General features: G+C 49.8%; 23 protein-coding genes. 16 read left to right on the top strand and 7 right to left on the bottom strand.

From position 1 onward, the window contains the following. Nucleotides 1–23 precede the first annotated feature (23 nt). From GC178_08935 to GC178_08900, 8 genes are all read left to right on the top strand, one after another. A complete protein-coding gene (locus tag GC178_08935; GenBank protein MBI1287689.1) occupies nucleotides 24–1,085 on the top strand; it encodes a DUF2804 family protein in 1,062 nt (353 codons plus the stop codon). A gap of 74 nt (nucleotides 1,086–1,159) precedes the next feature. After that, the gene (locus tag GC178_08930) at nucleotides 1,160–1,903 is read left to right on the top strand and encodes an HAD hydrolase-like protein (protein MBI1287688.1); all 744 of its coding nucleotides are present in this window, start codon (nucleotides 1,160–1,162) and stop codon (nucleotides 1,901–1,903) included. A 13-nt stretch (nucleotides 1,904–1,916) separates the two neighbouring features. After that, nucleotides 1,917–2,471: an HDIG domain-containing protein gene (locus GC178_08925; GenBank protein ID MBI1287687.1), complete on the top strand. Its 555-nt coding sequence runs from the start codon at nucleotides 1,917–1,919 to the stop codon at nucleotides 2,469–2,471. A 52-nt stretch (nucleotides 2,472–2,523) separates the two neighbouring features. Beyond that, on the top strand, nucleotides 2,524–3,390 hold the full coding sequence (gene hisJ / locus GC178_08920) for a histidinol-phosphatase HisJ (GenBank protein ID MBI1287686.1): 867 nt from the start codon (nucleotides 2,524–2,526) through the stop codon (nucleotides 3,388–3,390). Nucleotides 3,391–3,413: 23 nt separating this feature from the next. Then, nucleotides 3,414–3,653: a hypothetical protein gene (locus GC178_08915; protein ID MBI1287685.1), complete on the top strand. Its 240-nt coding sequence runs from the start codon at nucleotides 3,414–3,416 to the stop codon at nucleotides 3,651–3,653. 1 nt (nucleotide 3,654) lies between these two features. Then, complete coding sequence (locus tag GC178_08910; protein MBI1287684.1) at nucleotides 3,655–3,960, top strand: hypothetical protein; 306 nt, start codon at nucleotides 3,655–3,657, stop codon at nucleotides 3,958–3,960. An 85-nt stretch (nucleotides 3,961–4,045) separates the two neighbouring features. Then, complete coding sequence (locus tag GC178_08905; GenBank protein ID MBI1287683.1) at nucleotides 4,046–5,311, top strand: hypothetical protein; 1,266 nt, start codon at nucleotides 4,046–4,048, stop codon at nucleotides 5,309–5,311. Between the two features lie 137 nt (nucleotides 5,312–5,448). Next, the gene (locus tag GC178_08900) at nucleotides 5,449–6,549 is read left to right on the top strand and encodes a 2-aminoethylphosphonate--pyruvate transaminase (protein MBI1287682.1); all 1,101 of its coding nucleotides are present in this window, start codon (nucleotides 5,449–5,451) and stop codon (nucleotides 6,547–6,549) included. Nucleotides 6,550–6,616: 67 nt separating this feature from the next. Here GC178_08900 and pdxH read toward each other — a convergent pair whose 3' ends face one another. Beyond that, the gene (gene pdxH, locus GC178_08895) at nucleotides 6,617–7,276 is read right to left on the bottom strand and encodes a pyridoxamine 5'-phosphate oxidase (protein MBI1287681.1); all 660 of its coding nucleotides are present in this window, start codon (nucleotides 7,274–7,276) and stop codon (nucleotides 6,617–6,619) included. A 6-nt stretch (nucleotides 7,277–7,282) separates the two neighbouring features. After that, a complete protein-coding gene (locus GC178_08890) occupies nucleotides 7,283–8,347 on the bottom strand; it encodes a hypothetical protein (protein ID MBI1287680.1) in 1,065 nt (354 codons plus the stop codon). 149 nt (nucleotides 8,348–8,496) lie between these two features. Between GC178_08890 and GC178_08885 the strand changes: the two genes are divergently transcribed. Further along, nucleotides 8,497–9,753, top strand: a complete 1,257-nt coding sequence (locus tag GC178_08885; protein ID MBI1287679.1) for a glycosyltransferase — start codon at nucleotides 8,497–8,499, stop codon at nucleotides 9,751–9,753. Here GC178_08885 and GC178_08880 read toward each other — a convergent pair. Beyond that, a complete protein-coding gene (locus GC178_08880; GenBank protein ID MBI1287678.1) occupies nucleotides 9,747–10,415 on the bottom strand; it encodes a nitroreductase family protein in 669 nt (222 codons plus the stop codon). The two genes, GC178_08885 and GC178_08880, sit on opposite strands and share 7 nt — an antisense overlap. Before the next feature lie 118 nt (nucleotides 10,416–10,533). Between GC178_08880 and GC178_08875 the strand changes: the two genes are divergently transcribed. Both GC178_08875 and GC178_08870 read left to right on the top strand, forming a co-directional pair. Continuing rightward, on the top strand, nucleotides 10,534–11,673 hold the full coding sequence (locus GC178_08875) for a cystathionine gamma-synthase (GenBank protein ID MBI1287677.1): 1,140 nt from the start codon (nucleotides 10,534–10,536) through the stop codon (nucleotides 11,671–11,673). A gap of 59 nt (nucleotides 11,674–11,732) precedes the next feature. After that, entirely contained in the window at nucleotides 11,733–13,811 is a 2,079-nt protein-coding gene (locus tag GC178_08870) for a PKD domain-containing protein (GenBank protein ID MBI1287676.1), read from the top strand. 14 nt (nucleotides 13,812–13,825) lie between these two features. Here the strand turns inward: GC178_08870 and GC178_08865 are convergent, their stop codons facing one another. Next, a complete protein-coding gene (locus GC178_08865; GenBank protein ID MBI1287675.1) occupies nucleotides 13,826–14,452 on the bottom strand; it encodes a DoxX family membrane protein in 627 nt (208 codons plus the stop codon). A 161-nt stretch (nucleotides 14,453–14,613) separates the two neighbouring features. On the opposite strand from GC178_08865, the gene GC178_08860 reads away from it, so the two are divergent. The 3 genes from GC178_08860 to GC178_08850 are packed head-to-tail and all read left to right on the top strand — an operon-like array spanning nucleotide 14,614 to nucleotide 17,333. Further along, on the top strand, nucleotides 14,614–15,582 hold the full coding sequence (locus GC178_08860) for a hypothetical protein (GenBank protein MBI1287674.1): 969 nt from the start codon (nucleotides 14,614–14,616) through the stop codon (nucleotides 15,580–15,582). A 57-nt stretch (nucleotides 15,583–15,639) separates the two neighbouring features. Next, on the top strand, nucleotides 15,640–16,698 hold the full coding sequence (locus GC178_08855) for a hypothetical protein (protein MBI1287673.1): 1,059 nt from the start codon (nucleotides 15,640–15,642) through the stop codon (nucleotides 16,696–16,698). 41 nt (nucleotides 16,699–16,739) lie between these two features. Further along, nucleotides 16,740–17,333: a hypothetical protein gene (locus tag GC178_08850; GenBank protein ID MBI1287672.1), complete on the top strand. Its 594-nt coding sequence runs from the start codon at nucleotides 16,740–16,742 to the stop codon at nucleotides 17,331–17,333. Between the two features lie 18 nt (nucleotides 17,334–17,351). On the opposite strand, the gene GC178_08845 is transcribed toward GC178_08850, so the two are convergent. Next, entirely contained in the window at nucleotides 17,352–17,768 is a 417-nt protein-coding gene (locus GC178_08845) for a blue light sensor protein (GenBank protein ID MBI1287671.1), read from the bottom strand. 87 nt (nucleotides 17,769–17,855) lie between these two features. Between GC178_08845 and GC178_08840 the strand changes: the two genes are divergently transcribed. Then, entirely contained in the window at nucleotides 17,856–18,212 is a 357-nt protein-coding gene (locus GC178_08840; GenBank protein ID MBI1287670.1) for an arsenate reductase, read from the top strand. After that, nucleotides 18,205–19,092: an EamA family transporter gene (locus tag GC178_08835; protein MBI1287669.1), complete on the top strand. Its 888-nt coding sequence runs from the start codon at nucleotides 18,205–18,207 to the stop codon at nucleotides 19,090–19,092. The genes GC178_08840 and GC178_08835 overlap by 8 nt, the downstream gene beginning before the upstream one ends. 83 nt (nucleotides 19,093–19,175) lie before the next feature. Here the strand turns inward: GC178_08835 and GC178_08830 are convergent, their stop codons facing one another. Both GC178_08830 and GC178_08825 read right to left on the bottom strand, forming a co-directional pair. Next, a complete protein-coding gene (locus GC178_08830; protein ID MBI1287668.1) occupies nucleotides 19,176–22,772 on the bottom strand; it encodes a HAMP domain-containing protein in 3,597 nt (1,198 codons plus the stop codon). Nucleotides 22,773–22,816: 44 nt separating this feature from the next. Continuing rightward, nucleotides 22,817–23,719, bottom strand: coding sequence for a T9SS type A sorting domain-containing protein (locus tag GC178_08825; GenBank protein ID MBI1287667.1), 903 nt, complete (start codon nucleotides 23,717–23,719; stop codon nucleotides 22,817–22,819). Nucleotides 23,720–23,862 lie beyond the last annotated feature (143 nt).

Here is a 23,862-nt window from a genome sequence, read left to right as displayed (position 1 = left end):
GCATTTCATCCTACATTCGTAGCATGAGCAGCAAAACCTACAAGCGGCCATTGCAGCCTGCGCCAGCACAACTGTTTGAGAACGGAAAGTTCCAGTATGCATCGTTTGATGGACCGATCGCAAACCCGAATTTGATCGATGCGGAGCGGCCGTACAAACTGCCGCTGCCGCGCCTGTTCAAATGGATGCAACTGCGCGAATGGCAGGCGTTTCAGATCAGCAATGGAACACACTTCGTGATGGTGGCCATCTACAATGCCAAGAAGATCTCGCTGGTGCAGTTCATCGTTTACGACATCCTCAACAACAAAAAATACCGCTACGAGAAGAAAGTTGCTCCATGGTCGATTGATGTCGCAACGGGTCTGTATGGAACGGAATCGAGCTACAAGAGCAAGAACTTTTCGCTTCACGCGAAGCACGATCTCAACAAGAATCTGCTGGAACTCACCGCATCCATCAAAAACATGAAAGGTTTACCGAATGTGGAGGCCAAATTCAAGGGAAACCATGACGCGAAGCGCTATGAACCGATGGTTGTCTGCATGCCGTTTTCCGAAAAACGCGCCATGTATTCGCACAAATGTCTGATGCCCGTTTCGGGAAGCATTCAGTTCGGAAATGATGTGATTCCGTTCCCTGAAAAACTCAGTCAGCTGATCATTGATGATCACAAAGGTTATTATCCATATCCAACGGTTTATGATTGGGTAACTGGAATGGGGCGCGATGCTGAAGGGAAACTTATCGGATTCAACTGTACCGACAATCAGATCTTTGACCACGAAAAGAACAACGAGAACTGCCTTTGGCACGATGGAAAGTTGAGCGTGCTGCCACCGATTCGTGTAACTCGCCCTGACGGCTACAAAGGAACCTGGTACGTGAAAGACAACTACGGCAAGGTCGATCTCGAATTCCGACCTGTCATTCACACGGCCGTGGATGTGAATGCGCTGATCATCCGAAGCAAATACCAAGGGCCGTACGGATTCTTCAATGGTTTTATTAAAAATCGTGATGGTGAGAAGGTCGAGATCAAGGAAATGTTCGGAATGGGCGAGGATTTTTACCTCAGAGCCTGATTTAATTGCGAGTTAATCCTTTCGATTTGCATAAGTGATCGGAACAAGGATATTTTCGCACCAAAATTCAAAGCATGCTTTCTGATAAGATTTCTCTTGTAGTATTCGATATGGCTGGGACAACGATCGTTGACAATGGCGAGATCGAAGATTGTTTTTACGAGGCCTGTGCGCAGACGGGTCTGAAGGTTTCACGCGATAAGATCAATGCCATGATGGGTTGGTCGAAGATCGTGGTGTTCCAAACTTTTTGGCGAGAGAAATTGGGGAAGGATCACCCAGACCTGGAAGACAAGGTGGAGGAATCGTACAACACGTTCCGCGATCTGCTTGAGGCGCATTACGAGAACACCGATTCCAAGCCGACCGAAGGTGCGGTGGAGGTGATAAACTGGCTTCGCGAAAACGGAGTGAAAGTGGCGTTGACCACAGGTTTCTACCGTGAGGTGACAGACATTATTCTGGAGAACCTCGGCTGGGATGAAGGGTTGGATGAAGACTACGTTTCAACAGGAAATTCCTTCATCGACATGAGCATCACTTCTGATGAGGTAGTGAAAGGAAGACCGCATCCGTTCATGATTCAGAAAGCCATGAAGCAGTTCGGAATTCAAGATTCGAAGAAAGTGGTGAAAGTGGGCGATACGCCTGTGGATCTGGCCGCTGGTCGCAACGCAAAGTGTCTTTACAGTTTGGCGGTGACCAACGGTTCTCACACCGAAGCAGAGCTTTCCAAGCTTGATAATGACGGATTGTTGCCAACGGTTGGCCATTTGAAAGGCTACCTCCAAGAGAAATTGCAACTGGCAAATGCCTGAAAAAGCCATCGAAATGCGTGTTGATGAGGTTTTCGGCCTCTTCGACAGATTCGGAAATGCCGATTACATTGGTGAGGCCATCTCACAGATCGAGCACGGTTGCCAAGCGGCCCAATGTGCCGAGAAGGAGGGCTTCTCAGATGAAGTGATCCTTGCCGCGCTGTTTCACGACATCGGTCATCTCTGCGAGATGAATGGTGAAAAACCGCAAATGGGCGGTTATGGCGTGATGGAGCATGAAAAACTCGGTGCCGATTTCCTTCGCGAAAGGGGTTTTTCAGAAGACCTTGCCAAATTGGTACAGAGTCACGTGGAAGCCAAGCGTTATCTCTGTTTCGCTGATTCAGAATACTATGGCAAGCTTTCGGAAGCGTCCAAAAAGACCTTGGAGTACCAAGGTGGCGTGATGACCGAAACGGAAGCAGCCGATTTTGAAAAAGATCCGCTTTTCAAAACCATCATCCGCATGCGCCATTGGGACGAACTGGCCAAGGAAGTGGACATTCCGCTTCCAGATATGCACCGCTACAAAAACATGGCAATCGCACATTTGAGTGCGGTTCATTGATTCGAATTAATAACTTCATTGCCTCATAACTTAATCGCCTCAGCACATATCCATGTCTTGGACGAATTACCACAGCCACACGAATTTCTGTGATGGCACCAACGCGCCAGAGGATTACATCCGCAAAGCGCTTGCACTCGGAATGCCAACCTACGGCTTCTCATCTCACGCACCGATTCCGTTTTTCGATTGCAAATGGGCAATGAAACTGGATGAACTGGATGAGTACGTGAACGAGATCTATCGCCTCAAACGCAAATACGAGGACAGGATTGAGATACTTCTCGGAATGGAGGTCGATTACATCCCAGAGAAAATGGGGCCAACGGCCGAGTTCTTGCAGACCGCTGGACTTGATTACGCGGTCGGTTCCATTCACTTCGTGGATGCTTTTACGGGAGGAAAAGGCTGGGAAATTGACGGCACGTTGGAATCTTTCAAAAAAGGTCTGTACGAGATCTTTGATGGAAATGTGGAGGCAGCGGTGAGACGCTATTTTGAGCTCACACGAGAAATGGTCGTGGAAGATTGCCCCGAGATCATCGGTCATCTCGACAAGATCAAAATGCAGAACCTGAAAGAGCATTTCTTCTCTGAAGATGAAGCTTGGTATCGCGAGGAGGTCATGAACACGTTGGAAGTCATTTCCAAGTCGGACGCCATCATGGAAGTGAACACACGCGGCCTGTACAAGAAACGCGCGAACGAGACCTACCCAAGCAAGTGGGTTTTGGAAGAAGCTTTGAAACTGGATATTCCTGTGCAGATCAATAGCGATGGCCACACGCCCGATGAGATTCTTGGTGAGTTTGAAACGGCCGCGCAATTGCTTTTGGATGTCGGTTATGATAGCTGCGTCATCCTTATTGATGGCGAATGGGCGGAGGTTGGTCTTACCGAAGACGGCTACGACATTTGACCTGCTTTCTGTACCTTTAAAATATGAGTCCGACAGCCATCAGAAAACAGTTGCACGATCTGATCGATCAATATCCTGAAGAGGAACTTGAAGAGCTCTTGGAATTGATACGTGGTTCAGAGAGGCAAACTTCTGTTTTGGATGATCCTGAAGTCCTTGCCGAGATGAATAGAAGATGGGAAGCATACCAGAACGGAACGGAAAGGGCCTTTACTGCAGAAGAAAGTCGAGAACGGATCAACCGAATCATCAACAGGAAATAATATGACCGATTCTTATGGTCATGTTTTTCAAGAAAGAGCGCAATATGAATTTGATGACGCAACCGATTGGTATCGCGACCGAAGCAAGTTGGCATCTGAGAACTTTGCAAAGGAAGTTTTTCAGTCGATTGACCTGATATGTAAAACTCCGCACCGTTGGCCTGTTTCTGATGCTGGTTTCCACGAGTTTGTTCTTAAAAAGTTTCCCTATTCCGTGGTTTACAGAATTGATGAGATGAGGAAGTTGGTTCTGATAATCTCGGTATTTCATCACAAACGTCATCCTAAGCAGAAACTTAAACCTTGAACACGGTGATTTTTCTTAACAATTCCGCAAACTTGCCGAATGCGGGAATTCCCAAATTGCGGTCTTGAAATCTCTCGGAAATAGCATCACCAAATGGTTGGCAGGAACCAGCGGATTGGTGCTTTCGCTTTACGCTATCATCGCGGCATTTTCCACGTATTCGTGCATGTACGCTTTTCGCAAACCGTTCTCGGCTGCGAGCTACGAAGGCATCGATGACCTCTGGGGACTTTCCTTCAAATCGGCCATTGTCATTGCGCAGGTTCTGGGCTACACGCTTTCCAAATTCATTGGTATCAAGGTGGTCTCCGAAATGGGTCGGAACAGCCGCGGATTGGCCATTTTGGCGTTGATAGGAGTTGCCGAGATCGCCCTGCTCGGCTTTGCTGTGGTTCCCGTCAAACTCAAATGGATTTTCTTGTTCTTGAATGGAATTCCGCTCGGAATGGTTTGGGGCTTGGTGTTCAGTTTCTTGGAAGGAAGACGCTTTACCGAACTGATGGGCGCGGGACTTTGCGCCAGTTTCATTTTCGCTTCGGGGTTTGTGAAAAGCGTAGGAAAATGGCTGTTGCTGGAAGGTGTTTCCGATTTCTGGATGCCTGCGGCTGTCGGTGGCATTTTCGCGCTGCCGCTTTTGTTTTTCGTTGGGATGCTTTCGTTGGTCCCGAATCCGTCTGCCGAAGACGAGGAACTCCGCACCAGACGCGACCCGATGACAGGCGCGCAGCGGAAAGCGTTCTTTTTACAGTTCGCTTGGGGTTTGACCTCGCTGATCATCGTTTACATCATGCTCACGGCCTTCCGCGATTTCCGCGACAACTTCATGGCCGAGATTCTGGCGCAGCTTGGTTTCGGTGACGAGCCCGAGATCTTCACCACAACCGAAGTTCCTGTGACCATCGGAGTGTTGGTGTTGCTGGGTTTCATCATGTTTATCCGAAGCAATATGATCGCGCTCACCGTCAATCACATCATCATCGGTTTGGGCTGTGCTGCGGTTGGCGCAAGCACGTGGCTTTTCCATCAAGGGTTGATCGGACCCATTCCGTGGATCATGCTCACGGGTTTTGGAGCATACATGGGCTACATTCCGTTCAATTGTATCCTTTTCGAACGTCTGATTGCGGCCTTCAAATACCCGAGCAACGCAGGCTTTCTTATTTACTTGGCGGATGCATTTGGCTATCTCGGCAGCGTGGCCGTGCTATTCTATAAAGACTTTTTTGTCAGCGACATGGACTGGCTGACGTTTTTCACTTACGCCTGCTACGCGCTGGCCATCATCGGAGTGGTGTTCACCATCTTCGCCATCATCTATTTCGAACGCAGAAAACTGTTGTTGAACAGATGAAAAGCCCCTCTGCCTGCGGCATCTCCCCAAAGGGAAGAAACTCGTCCTCTGTGAACTCTGTGTTCTTCTCCGTGACCTCTGTGGTTCATCAAATTCGTAATTCGTCATATTCGTATATCATTCGTAATTCGTAACCCTTGAAAGACAAACTGCTTTTTACACCTGGCCCGCTCACCACTTCCATGACCGTGAAACAGGCCATGCTCCGCGATCTTGGCTCGCGCGATTTCGAGTTCATTCAACTCGTAAAGGACATCCGCAATGAGCTCCTGGAACTCGGAAATGTGAGTCAGGAAAAAGGCTACGAGTGTGTGATCATGCAGGGTTCTGGAACGTTTGGTGTGGAAAGCATGATCTCTTCCGCCTTGGCGAAGGATGGTCATTTGCTCGTGTTGGTGAATGGTGCGTATGGAGAACGCATCTGCAAAATGGCGGAGGTTCATGGCATCAAGCTCGATGCGTTGACCTACGATGAAGACCAATCGCCTTCGGTAGAAGAATTGGACGCCTTCCTCACCAACAACCCAAGCGTAACGCATGTGGCCGTGGTGCATTGCGAAACCACCACAGGTATTTTCAACCCGATAAAGGATTACGGTACCGTAGTCGAAAAGCACGGAAAACGCTACATGGTCGATGCCATGAGCAGTTTCGGTGCCGTGCCTGTTGACTTAGCCGAATGCAACATCGATTTCCTTGTTTCGAGCAGCAACAAGTGTATTGAAGGTGTGCCTGGGTTCAGTTTTGCGTTGGTAAAACGCGATGCCTTGCAGGAATGTGAAGGCCGCGCCCGTTCACTCAGCCTCGATCTTTACGCACAATGGAAAGGCCTGGAGAACAACGGACAGTTCCGTTTTACGCCTCCGACACATTCGCTTTTGGCTTACGGTCAGGCTATTAAAGAATTGCTGGAAGAAGGCGGTGTGGAAGCTCGTTCTGCGCGCTACCAGAAGAACTACCAAACGTTGGTAAACGGTATGCGCAGCATGGGTTTTACCGAATATCTGCCTGCCGAAAAACAAGGCTACATCATCACCACGTTCAACCATCCTGAAAGCAAGAACTTCGATTTCAATACGTTCTACAGCATACTGAACGAACGAGGTTTTGCCATCTATCCGGGCAAACTCACCAAAGCCGATTGCTTCCGCATCGGTAACATTGGTCGCATTTCTACGGAAGATGTGGAAGCTTTGCTTAATGCCATTGCTGAGGCAAAAGCTGAGATGAATTTCTAAGAGTTATCTGAGCGTCATGCTGTCCGCCTCAGGCGGATTCAGCATCTATTTAGACCCTGAAACAAGTTCAGGGTGACAATTGCTCCATCGACCAATCTTCTTCCCCGCTTTTCAGGTACACAAAACGGTCGTGCAAGCGGCTTGGCCGACCTTGCCAGAACTCGATACGTTCAGGTTCCACCACGTAACCGCCCCAATAGGGTGGCCGCGGAATTTCACCATCACCGAATCGTTCGTGCAATTCCTTCACGGACTGCTGTAGCTGATCTGGGCTGGAGACAATACTGCTCTGTGCAGATGCCCAAGCCCCGATGCGGCTTTCTCGCGGCCGCGAAGCCCAGTATTTGTCCGACATTTCCAGTGAGACCTTGTGTATCGGCCCTTCAATACGGATCTGTCGGTCCAGCTCCGTCCAATGGAAGTTGAGTGCCACGTACGGGTTGGCAGCGATCTCCATTCCTTTTCGGCTATTGTAGTTGGTGTAGAACACGAATCCGTTGTGATCCACATCGCGCCAGTACACGATGCGCGATGACGGATGACCGTTGGCATTCACGGTACTGAGACACATGGCATACGGATCCAAGATCTGCGCGTTCACGGCTTCTTCCATCCACTTGGCAAACTGCTCCAGTGGATTTGCGTCCAGGTCTTCTCGCGATAATGGTTTTCCTGCCATTTCGCGCCTGATGTGATTGATGTAATTACGTACTTCTTCGAGGGACATTTGAGTTTATTTACTGTTCAAAGCTAACCTTACTTTTTCTACGGTTTGAGATAGATTTTTGACTATTTCAGACCCTGAAAGTCTCAATGTTTTTATACCTAGGCTTTCCAGTTCTGCCGCTATTCGTAGGTCTTTTTTCCTTGATACGGTACTCCGATGATGTTTGGTTGAATCGCAGAACACCGATAGTTTCTCATTCGGGAAGTACAAGTCAACCTCTGTAATTAATTGATCACCAGGAATAAACGTATTGGTAGCAATCATTTCAAAGAAATTGTCGTACACTTTTCCGCCTTTAAAAATCAGAGTCTGAATTGTAGGAAACATCTGGATTTGAGCTAGTCCTTGAATAAGAAAAAGCTCAATCGGTGAGTCGCAGCCCCAGATTCTTCTGGGTTTAAGGTCAACAAACGGTTTGAAGTATCGCTTAATGCGGTATTTCTGATACTTTTCGAGTATTTCTTCATTGACGCTTTCTGGACTTGAAATCAGCGCATCAGTTAAATCCACATTTGTAGGGAGACAAAATGTTTCTAGTATGAAGCCAATGGTGTCGGTGTACGATTTAACACCATTTTTACCGAAAAACATACCGAGTGGCGCATAAAATCCCTCGTGGACAGGAAGGAATGGGGACAAATCTGTAAAACAGTAGTCCATGAGTTTAACCTTGTCTAACCCAACTGTAGCAAGAAATTCTATCGAACAAGTATCAGGTTGAGCGCGCTTCTGACCCGGAACGAGGGAAATTGAGTACGGGTAAGCAATTACATTGTCTCCTTCGTCTTTGAACGTGTGAATGTTGGCGACTACATTAATCGCTTGAAATCGAGTGCTTCTGCCCTGATAGTATTCTACTTCTTTTTCGCTGGGTTTAATTTGAAAACTTGGTTGGGTATTTTGGATTAGGTCTAATGTTTTAGGCATTATCCCAAACAACTGATAGAGATCGTAATTGAGAAATGCTGGAAGTGATGAATAATTGAAAAAGACAGATTTTTGAGGTAGTTCAGTATAGTAGTTCAGCTGCTCTAACTCCTTAGGTCTGTTTTTGATTAGGTTGCTGTCAATCATCGTTACAAATTCCTTAACGCGTTGTAAAGGACGATTTTTAGAGGCTTTGTCCAAGTTCTCAGTTAAATGTTTCACGGAATTCTAAAAAATCTGCAAAGTGTTGTACAATCATATGACAAGGAATTCTTCAATTTGCGGCCGTGAAGATGGATGTACTGATAATAGGAGCCGTGTGGCCTGAGCCGACCTCATCGGCAGCAGGTGTGCGCATGATGCAGCTGGTAGAACTGTTTGCAGAGCAAGGTTGGAGGATCACCTTTGCAAGTGCCGCAAGCGAAACGGAGCATTCGGCCGATCTTGCAGCTCTGGGAATTAAAAAAGTCGCCATTGAGCTGAACGATTCCTCGTTCGATTCTTTTGTGAAGAAACTGAACCCACAAATGGTGCTTTTCGATCGGTTTATGACCGAAGAGCAGTACGGCTGGCGCGTGGCACTGAAATGTCCGAACGCCATGCGGGTGTTGGACACAGAGGATCTGCATTTTTTGCGGCATGCGCGCCATGAAGTTTTGAAAGAAGGCCGCGAGTTTCAACCGAAGGAACTTTTCAACGACATGGCCAAACGCGAGGTAGCCAGCATTTACCGTTGCGACCTTTCACTCATCATCTCATCATACGAGATGGGGCTGCTGGAAACCATTTTCAATGTGGATGATTCGCTGTTGCATCATCTGCCGTTCATGCTCGAACCGATAAGTGGAGAACAACAGGATAATTGGGCGCGCTGGGGCGAACGGCTTCATTTCGTTAGCATCGGCAATGCCTTGCATCCACCGAACTGGGACGCCATGCGTTATCTGAAAGCGAAGATCTGGCCGGCCATCCGTAAGGCATTGCCAACCGTAGAAATGCATGTTTATGGAGCATACCCAACAGAGCAGGTGCGCGCCTTGAAAGATCCGAAAATGGGTTTTAAGATCATGGGTCGCACAGAAGATTCCAAAGAGGTGATCGGGAGTGCACGGGTCATGTTGGCCCCATTGCGTTTCGGTGCCGGGCTAAAAGGTAAACTGGTGGAAGCCATGCAATGCGGGACGCCAAGTGTTACGACTGATATCGGGGCGGAAGGAATACAGGAAGGACTTCCTTGGAGTGGAACAATTGCCAACACGCCCATCAAATTTGCCAAGGCGGCCGTAGAACTTTACAAGAATCGAGAACTATGGGTGGAGGCGCAGAATAATGGTGTGGAGATCATCGATAAGGTCTTTCCAAAAGCCAAACTCGGCCAAGAGCTCATTACGCGTATCGAAAAAGTGCATGATGATCTGAAGGCGCACCGCCAGCGCAATTTCATCGGTTCCATGCTGATGTTCCACAACCAACGCAGTACAGAGTACATGGGGCGATGGATTGAGGAGAAGAATGCCAACTCCGGTCGTAGGCGCAAAATGGTTCAATAGAAAACAGCCACTTCCTCCAACGGTTTCCGCTTCAGGTTGGGAACGACTGCATCCTTGGCAGGATAGCCTATTGGAATCAGAAGAAACGGTTTTTCGTTCTCTGGCCTGCCCAGCACTTTCGAAAGGAAATTCATAGGGCTTGGCGTGTGCGTCAAGGCCACCAAACCTGCATTGTGGATGGCAGCCAACAGAAAACCTGTGGCCAGACCGACACTTTCCGTTGCGTAGTAGTTGTTCTTCTTTTCTCCATCTATGAACTCGTAAGAACGCTTCATGACGATGATGAGCCATGGGGCAATTCCCAGAAACGGTTTGATGTGGTCGGTACCGAACGGTTCAAGGTCTTTCAGCCAACGGTCGCTCATGCGGCCATGGTAGTTCTCATATTCCTCTTTCTCGGCAGCTTCGCGGATCTTTGTTTTGATCTCCGCAGAACTCACCGCGCAGAACGTCCACGGTTGCATGTGCGCGCCACTCGGTGCAGTTGATGCGGTTCGGATCAGATTCTCTATCACATCTCTCGGAACAGGTTTGTTTGAGAACGCGCGCAACGACCTGCGTTTATCCATGAACTGGTAAAACTCTTCCGCCCGTTGGCGCATCTCCTGTTCAGAAAACTGCTGTGGTTCGTAACGGATGAAACCGTCTTTCAAATCTGCCATGCTCAATGCTTTGGGTCATGAAACTACTATAAAGATTCCTATACATTTGCCAGCCCCTCCATCCCCAAAAGGGGGAATTTCCATGTTAGGAAATATGAACGGGGCAAAACCAAAACACATGAAATTCGGAACGAAAGCAGTTCACGCAGGGGTTGAACCAGACCCGACCACAGGTGCCATCATGACACCAATTTATCAGACATCAACCTATGTGCAGGCTGCGCCAGGCGATCATAAAGGCTACGAATATTCCCGTACGGGAAACCCGACCAGAAACGCGTTGGAGAAAGCAATTGCTGAGTTGGAGAACGGAACATATGGTGCTTGTTTCGGTAGCGGACTGGCGGCCATCGACTGCGTTATCAAGATGCTGAAACCGGGAGATGAGGTCATCAGCACCAACGATCTTTATGGAGGAACGTACCGTCTTTTCACCAAGATATATGAGGATTTCGGTATCAAATTCCACTTTGTGCCGATGGGCGATGACGCGGCTGTGAAGGCAAAGGTGAACAGCAATACCAAGCTCATTTGGGTGGAAACACCGACCAATCCGATGATGAACATCATCGACATCAAGGCCATGGCCGCGGTGGCAAGATCTACCGGAGCGCTGCTTTGCGTGGACAACACATTTGCCACGCCTGCATTGCAGCAACCGCTCGATCTTGGAGCCGACATCGTGATGCATTCGGTGACCAAATATCTGGGTGGACATTCGGATGTGGTGATGGGCGCGTTGGTGGTCCGGGATGAGAAAATAGCTGAGAAGATGTACTTCATTCAGAACAGTAGTGGTGCCGTTTGCGGCCCGATGGACAGCTTTTTGGTGCTACGCGGATTGAAGACGCTTTCCATCCGGATGAAGCAGCATTGCGAGAACGGGAAAGCCGTGGCAAACTGGTTGAAAGATCAACCGAAAGTGGATAAGGTCTATTGGCCAGGGTTTGATTCGCACCCGAATCACGAAGTGGCAAAAAGCCAAATGAGCGGATTCGGAGGAATGGTCTCATTCACATTAAAAGAAAATACCGTGGAGGCAGCTACGAAAGTGCTTTCTGCAACTCACTTGTTCTCATTGGCCGAAAGTTTGGGCGGTGTAGAATCGCTGATCGGACATCCGGCAACCATGACACACGCGGCCATTCCGAAAGAAGAAAGGGAAAAGACCGGAGTGGTGGATTCGCTCATCCGTTTGAGCATTGGAATTGAAGATGCGGACGACCTTATCGCTGACCTCAAAGTCGCACTTGGGTAATTCTCATTACACTTGTCCGCTCGTTCAGCCGCTATATTTACAGGCTTCACAAACCAAAAATGAAAAATACAATAGTACTTGCCGTGCTGGCGCTGTTCGCAGTCTCAAGCACAATTGCTCAGAATGCCAAATGTGGTTTCGACCGGAACCTTGAGAGAATGCTTGCCGAAGACCCTTCCCGTTGGCAGGTGATAGAAGACCTGAAGGCGCAGGCCCAGGACATTGGACGTAATGGTTCGGACAATGAACGCGGGGGCGGCCCGCGCATCATCCCCACGGTCTTCCATGTCATCCATCAGGGAGGAAATGAAAATATAAGCTACGAGCAGATCGAAGACCAGATACGCATTCTGAACGAGGATTACCGCAGAATGAATGAGGACACGGCCAATACACGGTCTATTTTCAAGCCCGTTGCGGCCGATTGTAACGTAGAATTCCGCCTTGCCAAACTCGACCCGCAGGGAAATTGTACCAACGGAGTGGTGCGCGTGTGGTCGCCACTCACGTACAATGCCTCTGACGACAATGGCGTGAAAGGTGTGAGTTACTGGCCCAGCAACAAGTACTTCAATGTATGGGTGGTGGCCAGCATTGCAGACGATGGTAGCGGGCAGGGCATCATTCTGGGCTATGCACAGTTTCCGGGTTTCGGCAGTGCACAGACCGATGGTGTGGTGGTACGGGCCGATTATGTGGGGAGCATCGGAACAGCCGCCAACACAGGCAGTGTAGGGCGTACGCTTACGCATGAGGCAGGTCATTGGCTGAGTCTTTTCCACACATTTCAGGGCGGATGCAACAGTTTTTTTGATGACCAATGCGATGACACGCCACCGCAGGCAGAGGCAACGCCAAGTAACTGTCCGCTGAACGCAAATACATGCTCAAACGACAATCCGGATCTGCCAAATCAAGTAGAGAATTACATGGATTATTCAAATGGGTCATGTCAGAACATGTTCACCATGAATCAGAAAAGTAGGATGGATGCAACACTTTCCAGTTCCCGCAGCAACATCTGGTCTGGTTCCAATCTTACCGCCACCGGTGTGCTTTTGGGCGAAACGCCATGCGCTCCTGTAGCTCAGTTCTATGCCGCACAGCGTATCGTTTGTGCAGGCGAGAACGTAACATTTACCGATGACTCATATAACGGAGATGTGACCTCTTATGACTGGCAGTTGACAGGTGCCACGCCTTCCAGTTCCACCAGCGCAAACCCGACCGTTTCCTATGCGTCACCGGGTGTCTATTCAGTCTCATTGAGTGTGAGCAACCCTCAGGGAAGCGACAGCTACACCCAAACCGATTACATACAGGTCATTCCGGCACAGGCGCAGGTACAGAACTGGTTCAGTTTTGAAGGTTTCGAGTCGGCTGCGGAGGATTACATTGTCGTTTCTGACAACCTCGGTAACACATGGGAAAAATCGGATGCAGCGCACACCGACAATAAGAGCATTTACCTGAATAACTTTAGCGGCAACCCGTTGGGAAGTGTAGATGAGTTCATGCTGCCTTCGGTGAATATGACGCTGATAAACAATCCGGATCTCTATTTTCAGCTTTCGTACAAGCAGCGGTCAAATAGCGCGTCAGACAATTTGCGCGTGTATGTGTCGCGAGATTGTGGCGAAACATGGCAGCTGCGTTACAACAAATCGGGAAGTGCATTGGCCACGGTAAGTGGCACCACAGGTGGTTCGTTCACGCCAAGTTCTGAAGCGGATTGGGAGCAGATAAACGTAAACCTCGGTTCGTTCACCAACGAAGAGCATCTGTTGGTCAAGTTCCGCGGAACGAGCGATGCAGGAAACAACATTTACATCGATGATATTCAGATCTCGGGTCCGTTGGGCGTGAGCGACCGTCAGCAGGGTTTCCAATTCACCATTGGCCCCAACCCGATGCTGGATGAGACCACGGTGACGTTGGAGGTCGCCAACACGGGTGCTTACAGCATCTCACTGATGGATGTGACCGGAAAGTTGGTAACACGGCTGCATGACGGAAGCCTCGCATTCGGAACGCATCGCTTTGCGGTGCAGCGGGGTATGGTTCCAGCTTCAGGAGTTTATCTGTTGGAAGTTCAGGGCACGGCAGGTAAGGCCGTCAAGAAGCTCATCGTGCAGTAAGGGGGATTATTCCTTTACTGAAAGTGTTCGAGTGCTTTTCTGATCAGTTCGGGAAGTTTCGACCAAGCATCTATTGTGGCTGCTGGCCTCAGAATGAGGTTAGCGAGTGTTTGTGGAATGATGAGCATCACCTCAAGTAATATTGCCATAATTGGTAGCATCAGATACGCCCAAAGCGGGAAACCGAATTTTGTTCGGACATTATCGGTGAGGTGATACCAAACATGCCGCATTCGGTCACGGTAGTGCCATAGGATCAGTATGTTCAAGATCAGGTAGGAGGACAGCCGCCAAGTAAATCCCGACATGAGACCTGGGGGCATGATCGTAAGGTCTATGATCAGAATATTCAGTAGGATGGGAATGGACATTAACGCACCAAGAATGGCTGTACGATTCAAGAGCAGAAGCAGGGCACAGACGACTTGACTGATACCGATGAATGCCTTGAAAGGCTGATGGTCGAAAAGATACCAAGAAAGCCGGAAAAGGCTCAATTCCCCGACCTGTGTGTTCATCTCCACCTCGCTGATACCGAACTGGTCTCCAACAAGCTTTCCTATCCCGTAATCTAAAAGCGTCCACGCCAGCAAGAAGCGCGCAACAAGGAGAAAATAGTCCCAAGCCTTAGATTGCGACATGTGAACAGGTTCTTTCAATTTCCGCATAAAGCGATCTGAGAGATCAATTATTGTTATTGAAACATAAGCGATTGGGCATATCAAAATAGGAATGAAAATTTATGCTGTTCCTTTTTCAGATTGCGGCATTCTATTAAGGAACCAACTAAAAATCTCATCACATGAAAGCAAACACATTACCTGTCCTGTTCGTCATTTTGGCTGCGGCCATCGGATGCCAGAAGCCATGCACAAAGACCACCATCAAGAAAGGCCACTACGGAGACACCACCTTTGTGGAACGCACCTATGCCAATTGCAATGACACGCTGACCTATTATGAGAAGCAGATGCGCAGCGATTCCACCGTTGTGTCAGAAGGAGAAGTGGTGAACGGCAAGAAAGAAGGCGAATGGACCATGCAGCGTTGGGGAAATGAGATCGTCACCTTCAGTCATGGAGTAGAGGTGAACATCAAAATGTTTAATGAGAATGGCACGCTCTTCTGGGAACAGACATTAGACAAAGATTCGCTTTACAGGCAACGGCAGTTTGACGGTCAAGGAAGATTGACCGTGGAGGAATTTGCGAACATGGATGGCTACCTGACCGGGCACGGGATAAGCTATGATTCGCTTGGACGGAAAACCTCGGAAGGCGAGAACATAGCGGAGGATTGCATGCGCGACACCATGTACATAGAAAGCCCAGATCCTCCCTATGAGCTACAGATGACCATAGTCACGGAGAATGGAGGGAAACATGGTCCGTGGGTCTTCTACAATGCCGAAGGGAAAGCCACCGACACCACCATTTTTGACCACGGTGTTGCAACATGGAGCGGAGACCTGACAGGCAAGTGGAACCTCGATAGCCTGTCAACAACAGATACCGCATCCATCGGACTGGCCTTGTTCGCCTTCGCTTTGAATGGCCTGAAAGGGTTCGAGTTTGAAAATGACGGCAGCGTATCTTCCTTTTACGAAAATGGAAAGTCCCATGAGCAGGGTTCCTACAGGTGGTCGAGAGACCGAACATACCTTTTCTTGAGCGAACAAGGCGAAGATGAGGACGCGATCCGAATTGCGAAACTCACCCCGACCGAACTGCAATTTGTAGTAGACGATATGACCTATTACTTGGTCAGGTGACCTGTTCCTTTTTCAGAATGCTGCATTCAATTAAGGAACCAACTAAAATCTCATCACATGAAAGCAAACGCATTACCTGTTCTGTTCATCATTTTGGCTGCGGCCATCAGCTGCCAGAAGCCATGCACCAAGACTACTATCCGTAAAGGATACTACGGTGATACAACTTTTATAGAGCGTACCTATGCCAACTGCACCGACACGCTGACCTATTACGAGAAACAGATGCGCAGCGATTCCACCGTTGTGTCAGAAGGAGAAGTGGTGAACGGCAAAAAAGAAGGAGAGTGGGTCAACTCGCGGTGGAGAAAGGAAGTGACCTCCTACAGTCAAGGAGTGGAAATAAATGTCAAAGAATATGACAATGATGGCATCCTCTCTTTGGAACGCACATTGGGAACCGATTCGCTATACAGGCAGCGGCAGTTTGACGGTCAAGGAAGATTGACCGTTGAGGAATTTGTGAACATGGAAGGCTACCTGACAGGGCATGGGATCACCTATGATTCGCTTGGACGGAAAACCTCCGAAGGAGAACACATTGCAGAACCCTGTCTGACCGATACGGTTTATATCGAAAGCCCCGAGCCTCCTTATGATTTGCAGATGACCATTATAGAAGATCTGGGTGGCAAGCATGGACTTTGGACCTACTATGACGCTGACGGAAATGTGACTGATACGGTCATGTTCGACCATGGTGTTCCATTGAGAGAAGCAGACCGTTTCAAAACAGGGTTTCACCAGAATGGATCTGAGCCAAAGATGGGAGTAGGGTCGGAAGATGCGGCAAGCGAAGTAGAAGTGCTATTGGGCGGAAAAAGTGGTGGCATCATCACCAAGGAAGAACTCCTCAGATTCTTCCTTACAAGTTCTGACAAAGAGTGGAGCGTGAGTTCGTTCGATCTGGTTTTACCTGTAAAAGGAGAGAACGTCACCTTTCCTTGTGAAGGGAGCGTTTTTTCAGAAAGAGCAAAGTTGGCCATTGCATCACTTAAGGTCGGTGATGTGATTCACATAGAACTGATACGTGTGAAAAAAGGGTCGAAGACCCGTAAATGCGATTCGCGCCAGTTCACGATTGCCGAGGCTGAAAAAAAAAGCCCGAACCGTTAGCAGAAGGCACGCGGGAGTTTCAGGGACGTATCACCTATCGAGTGGACGAAGTATATTCGATCATTCGTGGAGAGGGGTGGCAGATGGTTCCTGTTGGTACCAAGAGGGAGATTTTCTATAAGCAAGGCAATTGGCTGGAGAAGTCGAATGGAGAGACGTTCGATTGGCGGCTTTACCTTCCATCACAGAACCGCATTTATGTAGGGCGCACAGCTTGGGAGGACTATTCCATCATTTGGACGGCCGGTGGGTATCAGCAAGAGGCAGATCAGATTCTAAAGGTGGAAGTAAATGAGCATGCTGACACGATTTTGGGGCATGATTGCGACCAAGTGATACTGTACTCGAAATATGATACTTCCGAATATTTCTTCAGTCACGATCTTCCTTTAGACTATCATCATTTTGAGAAGTGCCGTGGTCAACACTTTAACGTTTGGACGCGCTATGCGCAGGCTGTTCCATTGAAAATGGTATTCGCTTCCAAATTATCAGGCAAGCGGAAGTATTCGCTGACCGCAACACATATTCAACCCATGCGAATTGAAGACCGTGTGTTCACCATGCCAATTGAGGGACAGAAAACACAACCCGATTGGACAGATGAGCACTTGGAGTTCATCAAGAATCTTTGATGCGGAATAAGAATCCGGTTACTCCTTCAACTGATAGAAGTACCGTAGCATTTTCAGACCAATATGGTCTTCCTTTACTTGGTGCAGAAGCCGGTTTCCTTCTTCCAAGCTGGTAAAGGCACCGATCGCCTCAAACTCGCTTTCATCCACTACTTTCAGCGCCATTTTCCAATCGGGGAAGTGACGATTTTCCTCATTTCCCGAAAACAGTCGGAGAACAGCCGTGTGGCGGTCGTCTTCCTCAATGCGTTCGAATGTGTCCATGACCGTCTGTTCATTTCCTTCAAGCATCTGAATGAAAGTCCCCTCATGAAATATGAGGAGTCCTGTGATATCATTCTCGCTATTCCTTCTTTGGGCTGAAGCAAGAATGTTTTTCAGGTCGGATTCTTTCAGACCCGGAACCGCTTTGCTGCTGTAGATGAGGTAGAACATGTTGGGGTTGGTTTGTCAACCTTCAACGGACAGTTTCAAAAAAGGATTCTATTTCGCCTCGTATCTTCGCAGCCAAATCCAGAACCTATGCGCAAGATCTATCACCTTTCCACCTGCGATACCTGCCAGCGGATCATCAAGGAGCTGGGATTGCAGGAGAAGGGTTTCGAGTTTCAGGACATCAAGACCGAGAACATCTCTGCCGAGCAGTTGGATACCGTAAAGGAGAAAGTAGGTTCGTATGAGGCGCTTTTCAGCAAGCGCGCGATGAAGTTCCGCAGCATGGGGCTGAACGAAATGAACCTCTCGGAACAGGACTATCGCAAATACATTCTGGAAGAATACACCTTTTTAAAGCGCCCCGTTATCTGGATAGGCGAGGAGGTTTTTGTGGGAAATGCCAAGAAGACCGTAGAGGCTGCGAAGGTCGCATTGGATGAATAAGCAGCTCATCGCGCACGTGGCGCTGATAGGTGCGCAACTCATTTACGGGGCCAATTACACCATTGCCAAAGAGGTGATGCCCGATTACATCCAACCGTTCGGGTTCATTCTGCTGCGGTGTCTGGGTGCCGTTTCGCTGTTCTGGATTACCGGTCTGTTTGTAAAGGAGAAGATGGACCGCAAAGACCTGCCGAAGCTTGCGTTGGCCGCCCTTTTCGGCATCGCCATCAACCAACTGTTCTTCTTCAAGGGGCTCAACTACACCAACCCCATCAATGCGGCCGTTATCATGACCTCCACGCCCATTCTGGTGCTTATTGTGGCCGCGTTTCTCATCAAGGAACGCATCACGCTCAAGAAGGCATCGGGGATCGTTGTCGGTCTCATCGGAACGCTCATGATCCTGCTCATTGGGAAGGAGATCACCTTCGGTTCCACCACCTTTCTGGGTGATTTCATGGTGTGGATCAACGCATCATCCTATGGTGTGTACCTGGTGCTTGTTTCGCCATTCATGAAGAAGTACCATCCGCTCACGGTCATCAAATGGATCTTCCTTTTCGGGCTCATCATGGTGCTGCCGTTCGGTTGGCAGGAGTTCTCCCAGATCGAGTGGCACACGTTCCCGCCCAAGATCATCTGGGCCACGGTTTTCGTGGTGGTGGGGCTCAGTTTTTTCGCCTACATGTTCAATACGGTGGCGCTGCGGTACGTGAGTCCATCGGTGGTCAGCACCTACATCTACCTGCAGCCTGTCATCGCATCGGCATTTGCCATTGCTTTGGGCAAAGACCATCTGGATTGGATCAAGGTGGTTTCGGCCGTGCTCATTTGCATAGGTGTCTATTTGGTGAGCAGTAAACCGAAGGCTACCTCGTAGAGACGCGATTTATCGCGTCTTACACCAAGACCCGACCAGATCAGATGTAACCTATGAGAGATCAGACGCGATTTATCGCGTCTCTACAGAACGGGGAACGCCACATGGAACGAGGTTCCCGCATCCTGTTCCGTCTCAAACCAAATGCGGCCGTTGGCGGTTTCGATGATGTTCTTCACCATGGCCAGACCGAGACCCATTCCAGAGGTTTTGGTGGTGAAATTGGGCACGAAGATCTTCTCTTGCACCTCTGTTGGAATACCGCTTCCGTTGTCCTTCACCGAAACGGTGCATTCATTCCCTTCATGTTTCAAACGGACGAGGATCTCGCCATCGCGCCCTTCGGGGATGGCCTGAATGCCGTTCTTGATCAAGTTGTTGAACACGCGCAGCAGTTGCTCCTTGTCCGCTCTCACTGTACAGGTTCCATCGGTAGTCATGTCCAGTTCGATGCGGGTATCTGAGTTCTGATGCAGTTGCACCGCGTTGCGCAGCACCTCTTTCAGATTCACCTCTGCCACGCTCGCTTTCGGCATCTGCGCAAATGAGGAGAACTCCGTGGCAATGTGCGAAAGCGTATCGATCTGTTCGATGAGCGTTTTCGCGGTCCGCTCGATGCGCTCGTTCAGGTCTTCCGCGCCATCGTTCATGCTGCGCTGAAGCATCTGGATGCTCAGTTTCATCGGGGTGAGCGGGTTCTTGATCTCGTGCGCCACCTGTTTGGCCATCTCGCGCCACGCGCTTTCGCGCTCCGACCGCGCCAGCATTTCGGCACTTCGCACCAGCTCGTTCAAGGTTCGGTTGTACTCGTCCACCAACTCCCCGATCTCGTCCTTGCTCTTCCATTCAATGGCGCGGTTCGTCTGGTCCAGTTTCAGGTTCTTCAAGCTATCGCGGATGAAGCGCAGCGGCTCGGTAATGCGGTTGGAGATGACCAGCGCCAGCACCACCGAAAGCAGGATCAGGAACACGTAGATGTTGGTGAGGGCCGCCAGCAGCGAGAAGACCTCCTGTTGCAGGCCGTATTGCCGCGCAAAGTAGGGCAGGCTCATGAAGCCGATCACATCCCCTTTCTGGTTGCGGAAAGGCATGTAGGCCGTCAGGTATTTCAGGTTGCCGATGGTCTCATCCTGTATGAAACTCGACCGCTGGTTGAACCGCATTTCGGTGTAGGCCGTTCGGTCCAGTACCTTGGCCATCAGCCCTTCATCATATAAGCGAGGCCGCGAGGTGGCCAGCAGATGTCCGTTCAGTTGGTAGAAATTGATGTCGGTGAAGAAGACCTTCGACAGACGGTTGAGCAGTGTTGCAACCATTACCTGATCGTCTTCCGAGAACGATTCGCGGTCGCTCAAGCGTCTTTCCAGCACAATGAGAATGGAGCGCGAACGCTCGGAGATCATCTCCTGATTGCGGTTGTTGTAGCCACGCACCACGTAAAAGACCGTCAGCGCACCGATAAGTAGCAACGAGAACAGCAGCACCGAACCCATGGCCAGGTTGATGCGGTTGCGGAAACTGCTGTCGGAGAACAGTCCGCGCAGCAAGCGCCCCTCCAACATGGCCGCAATGGTGGCGCAGGCAAAGAAGAAAAGGAACAGGTACGAGAAGATGGTGAGATGATCGATCAGGCCATCTTTCAGCTTGCTGATGACGATCACGCGTCCTTCCAGCGGGCGGTTCACCAAATGCTCGTAGCCTTCGAATTCCACGAACGTGTTCTCACCTTTGAACTCCCTGAACCGTGCATCCGAAAGGCTGTAGGCGAAATCGCCATACTTGTCCTGCAGTTCGCCATCCTCGTAAATGGCATACGAGTAGCCTTGGAATTCCTTGGCCGTGCTGATCTCCTCATCCACAAAGAGATCGGTAAAACCGAGAATGTCATCCGTTCTTTCAGGCACGAGGCGAATGAAGAGCACCAGATCGTCCTGAGAACGCCTTCCGTTCAGTTCCAAACGGGCGATGTAGCCGCCCTGTGCATCCCAAACGCCTGCGTAGGCCAAGCGCGCGGCCATGGTCGGTTTCGAGCGGTCGAAATCGCGCAGCAGCTCGAAGTAGTTCGGCCCCACGGCAGGTTCGTCTGAGGCCATGATGCCGCCTTTCTCATTGAAAAGATTGACCGTGGCCACGTACTGATTCCAATGATCGTAGGCCAGCAACTGGTGCAGGGCGGCCAACACGGCCTCCTGATCGAGCGGTCGCACGGCCAACAGATTCCGCAAGGTGCGGTCGGAAAGGATCTTTTCCTCCAGCCCATCAAAAAGGTATTCGGTTATCGGATTCTGGCGTTCCTCCAGCTTCCGCGCCAGCGCTTTACGCTCCTCTTTCTCATTGGCATGGAAGGTCTGCACCAGCATCACGGTGGCGAGCACGGTGAATATCAGCACCATCGGAACATACCCAGAGATCCCGTCCTCGTGGTTCAGCCACTTGGCAATGAGTGCGAGGGAAATGAGCATTGCCAAAACGGTCAGACCCAGCACCAACGCATTGCCATTGCAACCCGTAAGCAGAAAAAGCGCTGCGGCCCCGAAAGACCAGAGGATGATGTCGCGCATCCATCGGTTCGGTCTGGCTATCCAACCTTCGGTGATGCGAAGGGCCAAGTAGAGACACAACAGGCCAAGGAAAATGATGATCAGCGCCACAAAGCTGTAGCCGTTGAGCGAGAACGGGTTGTTCAGATGCAGCGAAAAGGAAGAGTTGAAAACCAACGTTCGGATAAGCGCCTGAAGCGGAAAAACGAACAGCACTTGGGTTATTCTGAGGCTTGCAACCGGAAGAAAGGATGAGGTCGGCCTTGGCTCAATTCGAGAAATTCTAAGAAGTGCGATCAGCAGGAATACCATGTGCAGGGCCAGATCGCCCAGCGATGGAATGAGCAGCGAAGAGGCATGCAATGTCGGTCCGAAAGCAGCAATGGCGTAAAGGCCTTTCGGCAGACTCCACCAGAGCATCAAGCTGCGGAATCCGATCAACAAGAGGAGAAAGACGACCAATGAAAGGGGCTTGGAAATAAACTCCGAAAGCCAGTCGGCCGAGGCCCAAATGGTGATGAGCATCAGCGCGATGAACAACAACCACAGCGCAGCCGATTCACTGAATATCGGTTCGTTGGCAACCGTTTTTTGGCGGAGGTAAGCGGCCACCGTTCCATCCTCCAAATGCAGCGGATACGTGTTATGGTCGATCTGCGTGATGGAAAAACCATCGGCATTCGGCATATCCGGATTCCATTGGTTCTGGATGTAGCGGTTCTCAAAGCCGTATTCGGTCTCAACCAGAGCATAACCAACAAGTAGCTGACCGTTTTCCTCCAATTTCCGACACAGATACCATGCGCTTTTCAGTTTGATCAGGCCATCGATCGGTTTGGTCCGTTCCTCAAACGAAAGCGGAAAGGGAACGGCATTGGTGGTCCATTCGGTGGCCACTCCGTTGTCGTAGATCACCAGACCGATGCCATGCTTTTGCCAACGGTCGCAGTAGGTCCGTAATCCGTCCTGCTGCGCAGCAACCTGGTTTAAGACATTCTTCAGACGAATATCCACCGCCTGAAATTCCTGCTCGATCAGTACCGACCGCTGCTGGTCGGAACTGTGCTTTCTGCCCGTAAAGAAGCCAGCAGCAAGGCCAATGGCAACGGTAAGAGACAGAAAAAGCAGGAATCTTCTCACAGATCAGAGAACAGGTTTCACCAAAGATACGCGATGCGTCACCGTTAGTTTATGATGACCAACCGCTGATAACTGGTCGCACCTTCCCGCGATAATCGCGCCAAATAAATGCCAGCAGGAAGCTGGATGGAAACGGGCCGATCACCATTCTGGGGGACGGAATAAACCAATTGGCCTGAAAGGTTCAGGATGTCCAATTGTACGTTATCCTGCATTTGCTCGGCCATCTGTAATCGGAACCTGCCATTGTTCGGGTTCGGTGCAATAAGAAATCCGTTCTCGGCAAGATTGTGAATGGAATTATCGATTGAACATTCTTCTCCAGGATTGGCATGGATTTCCACGCCATTGACCATGATGCCCGTGCTGTTTGTGGCCGCCTCCCAATTCAGTGGATTCCATCCGGCCGCAGTATCGTTGCAATGCACAATGGAAGCACCTGTTTCTGCTCCGGCCATAGGCCATGGAGGTGCGTTTGAGTATGTGAGTGAGTCAGAAATGACGTTGAAGTTGTTCCGCAGAACGATACGTTCGCCCGTGTCGCTAAGCTCTCCGCTTGTCCATTGAAACGCACTTACACCGAAAGCATTCTCAAAGGCAACGGAATCTTTCGCCACAATGAAAAATTGATGCGGTTGTGCGACAAGATTCGATGGAAAGGAAAACTCAATGCCCTCTGTAAAGCGATAACCTCCAAGTCCCCGCTCGTTGGTATCGCTCGGATTGCGCACTTCAATGAATTCAAGGCTTTCGTCCGTTCCCGGAAGGTCATACATGATCTCGGTAATAACAACTGCAGGAGCACCCGGAGGCAGCGGTTGCGCCAAGGTCGGCTGTAGTCCGAGGAGCAGTCCAAACAGGAAGGGTATCAAAAACCGCATAGAACGAAGGTAAAGTGTATTTGTTGAACAAGAAAGGGCGGCCATTTGGCCGCCCTTGTCTTCCATATAAATGTCCCGTCCTAAAATAGGTTGACAACAAATCGACCTATTATGGAAAAACGAGAGGATAAAAGGAAAAGGCGTAGTCAGCGCGATTACAATCTGGGCTTTAAACTGGCCGTTGTGGACCAGGTGGAAAAGGGCGAGAT

This window comes from Flavobacteriales bacterium (assembly GCA_016124845.1).
GTDB lineage: Bacteria > Bacteroidota > Bacteroidia > UBA10329 > UBA10329 > UBA10329.
This window is presented reverse-complemented; position numbering and strand designations above follow the sequence as displayed.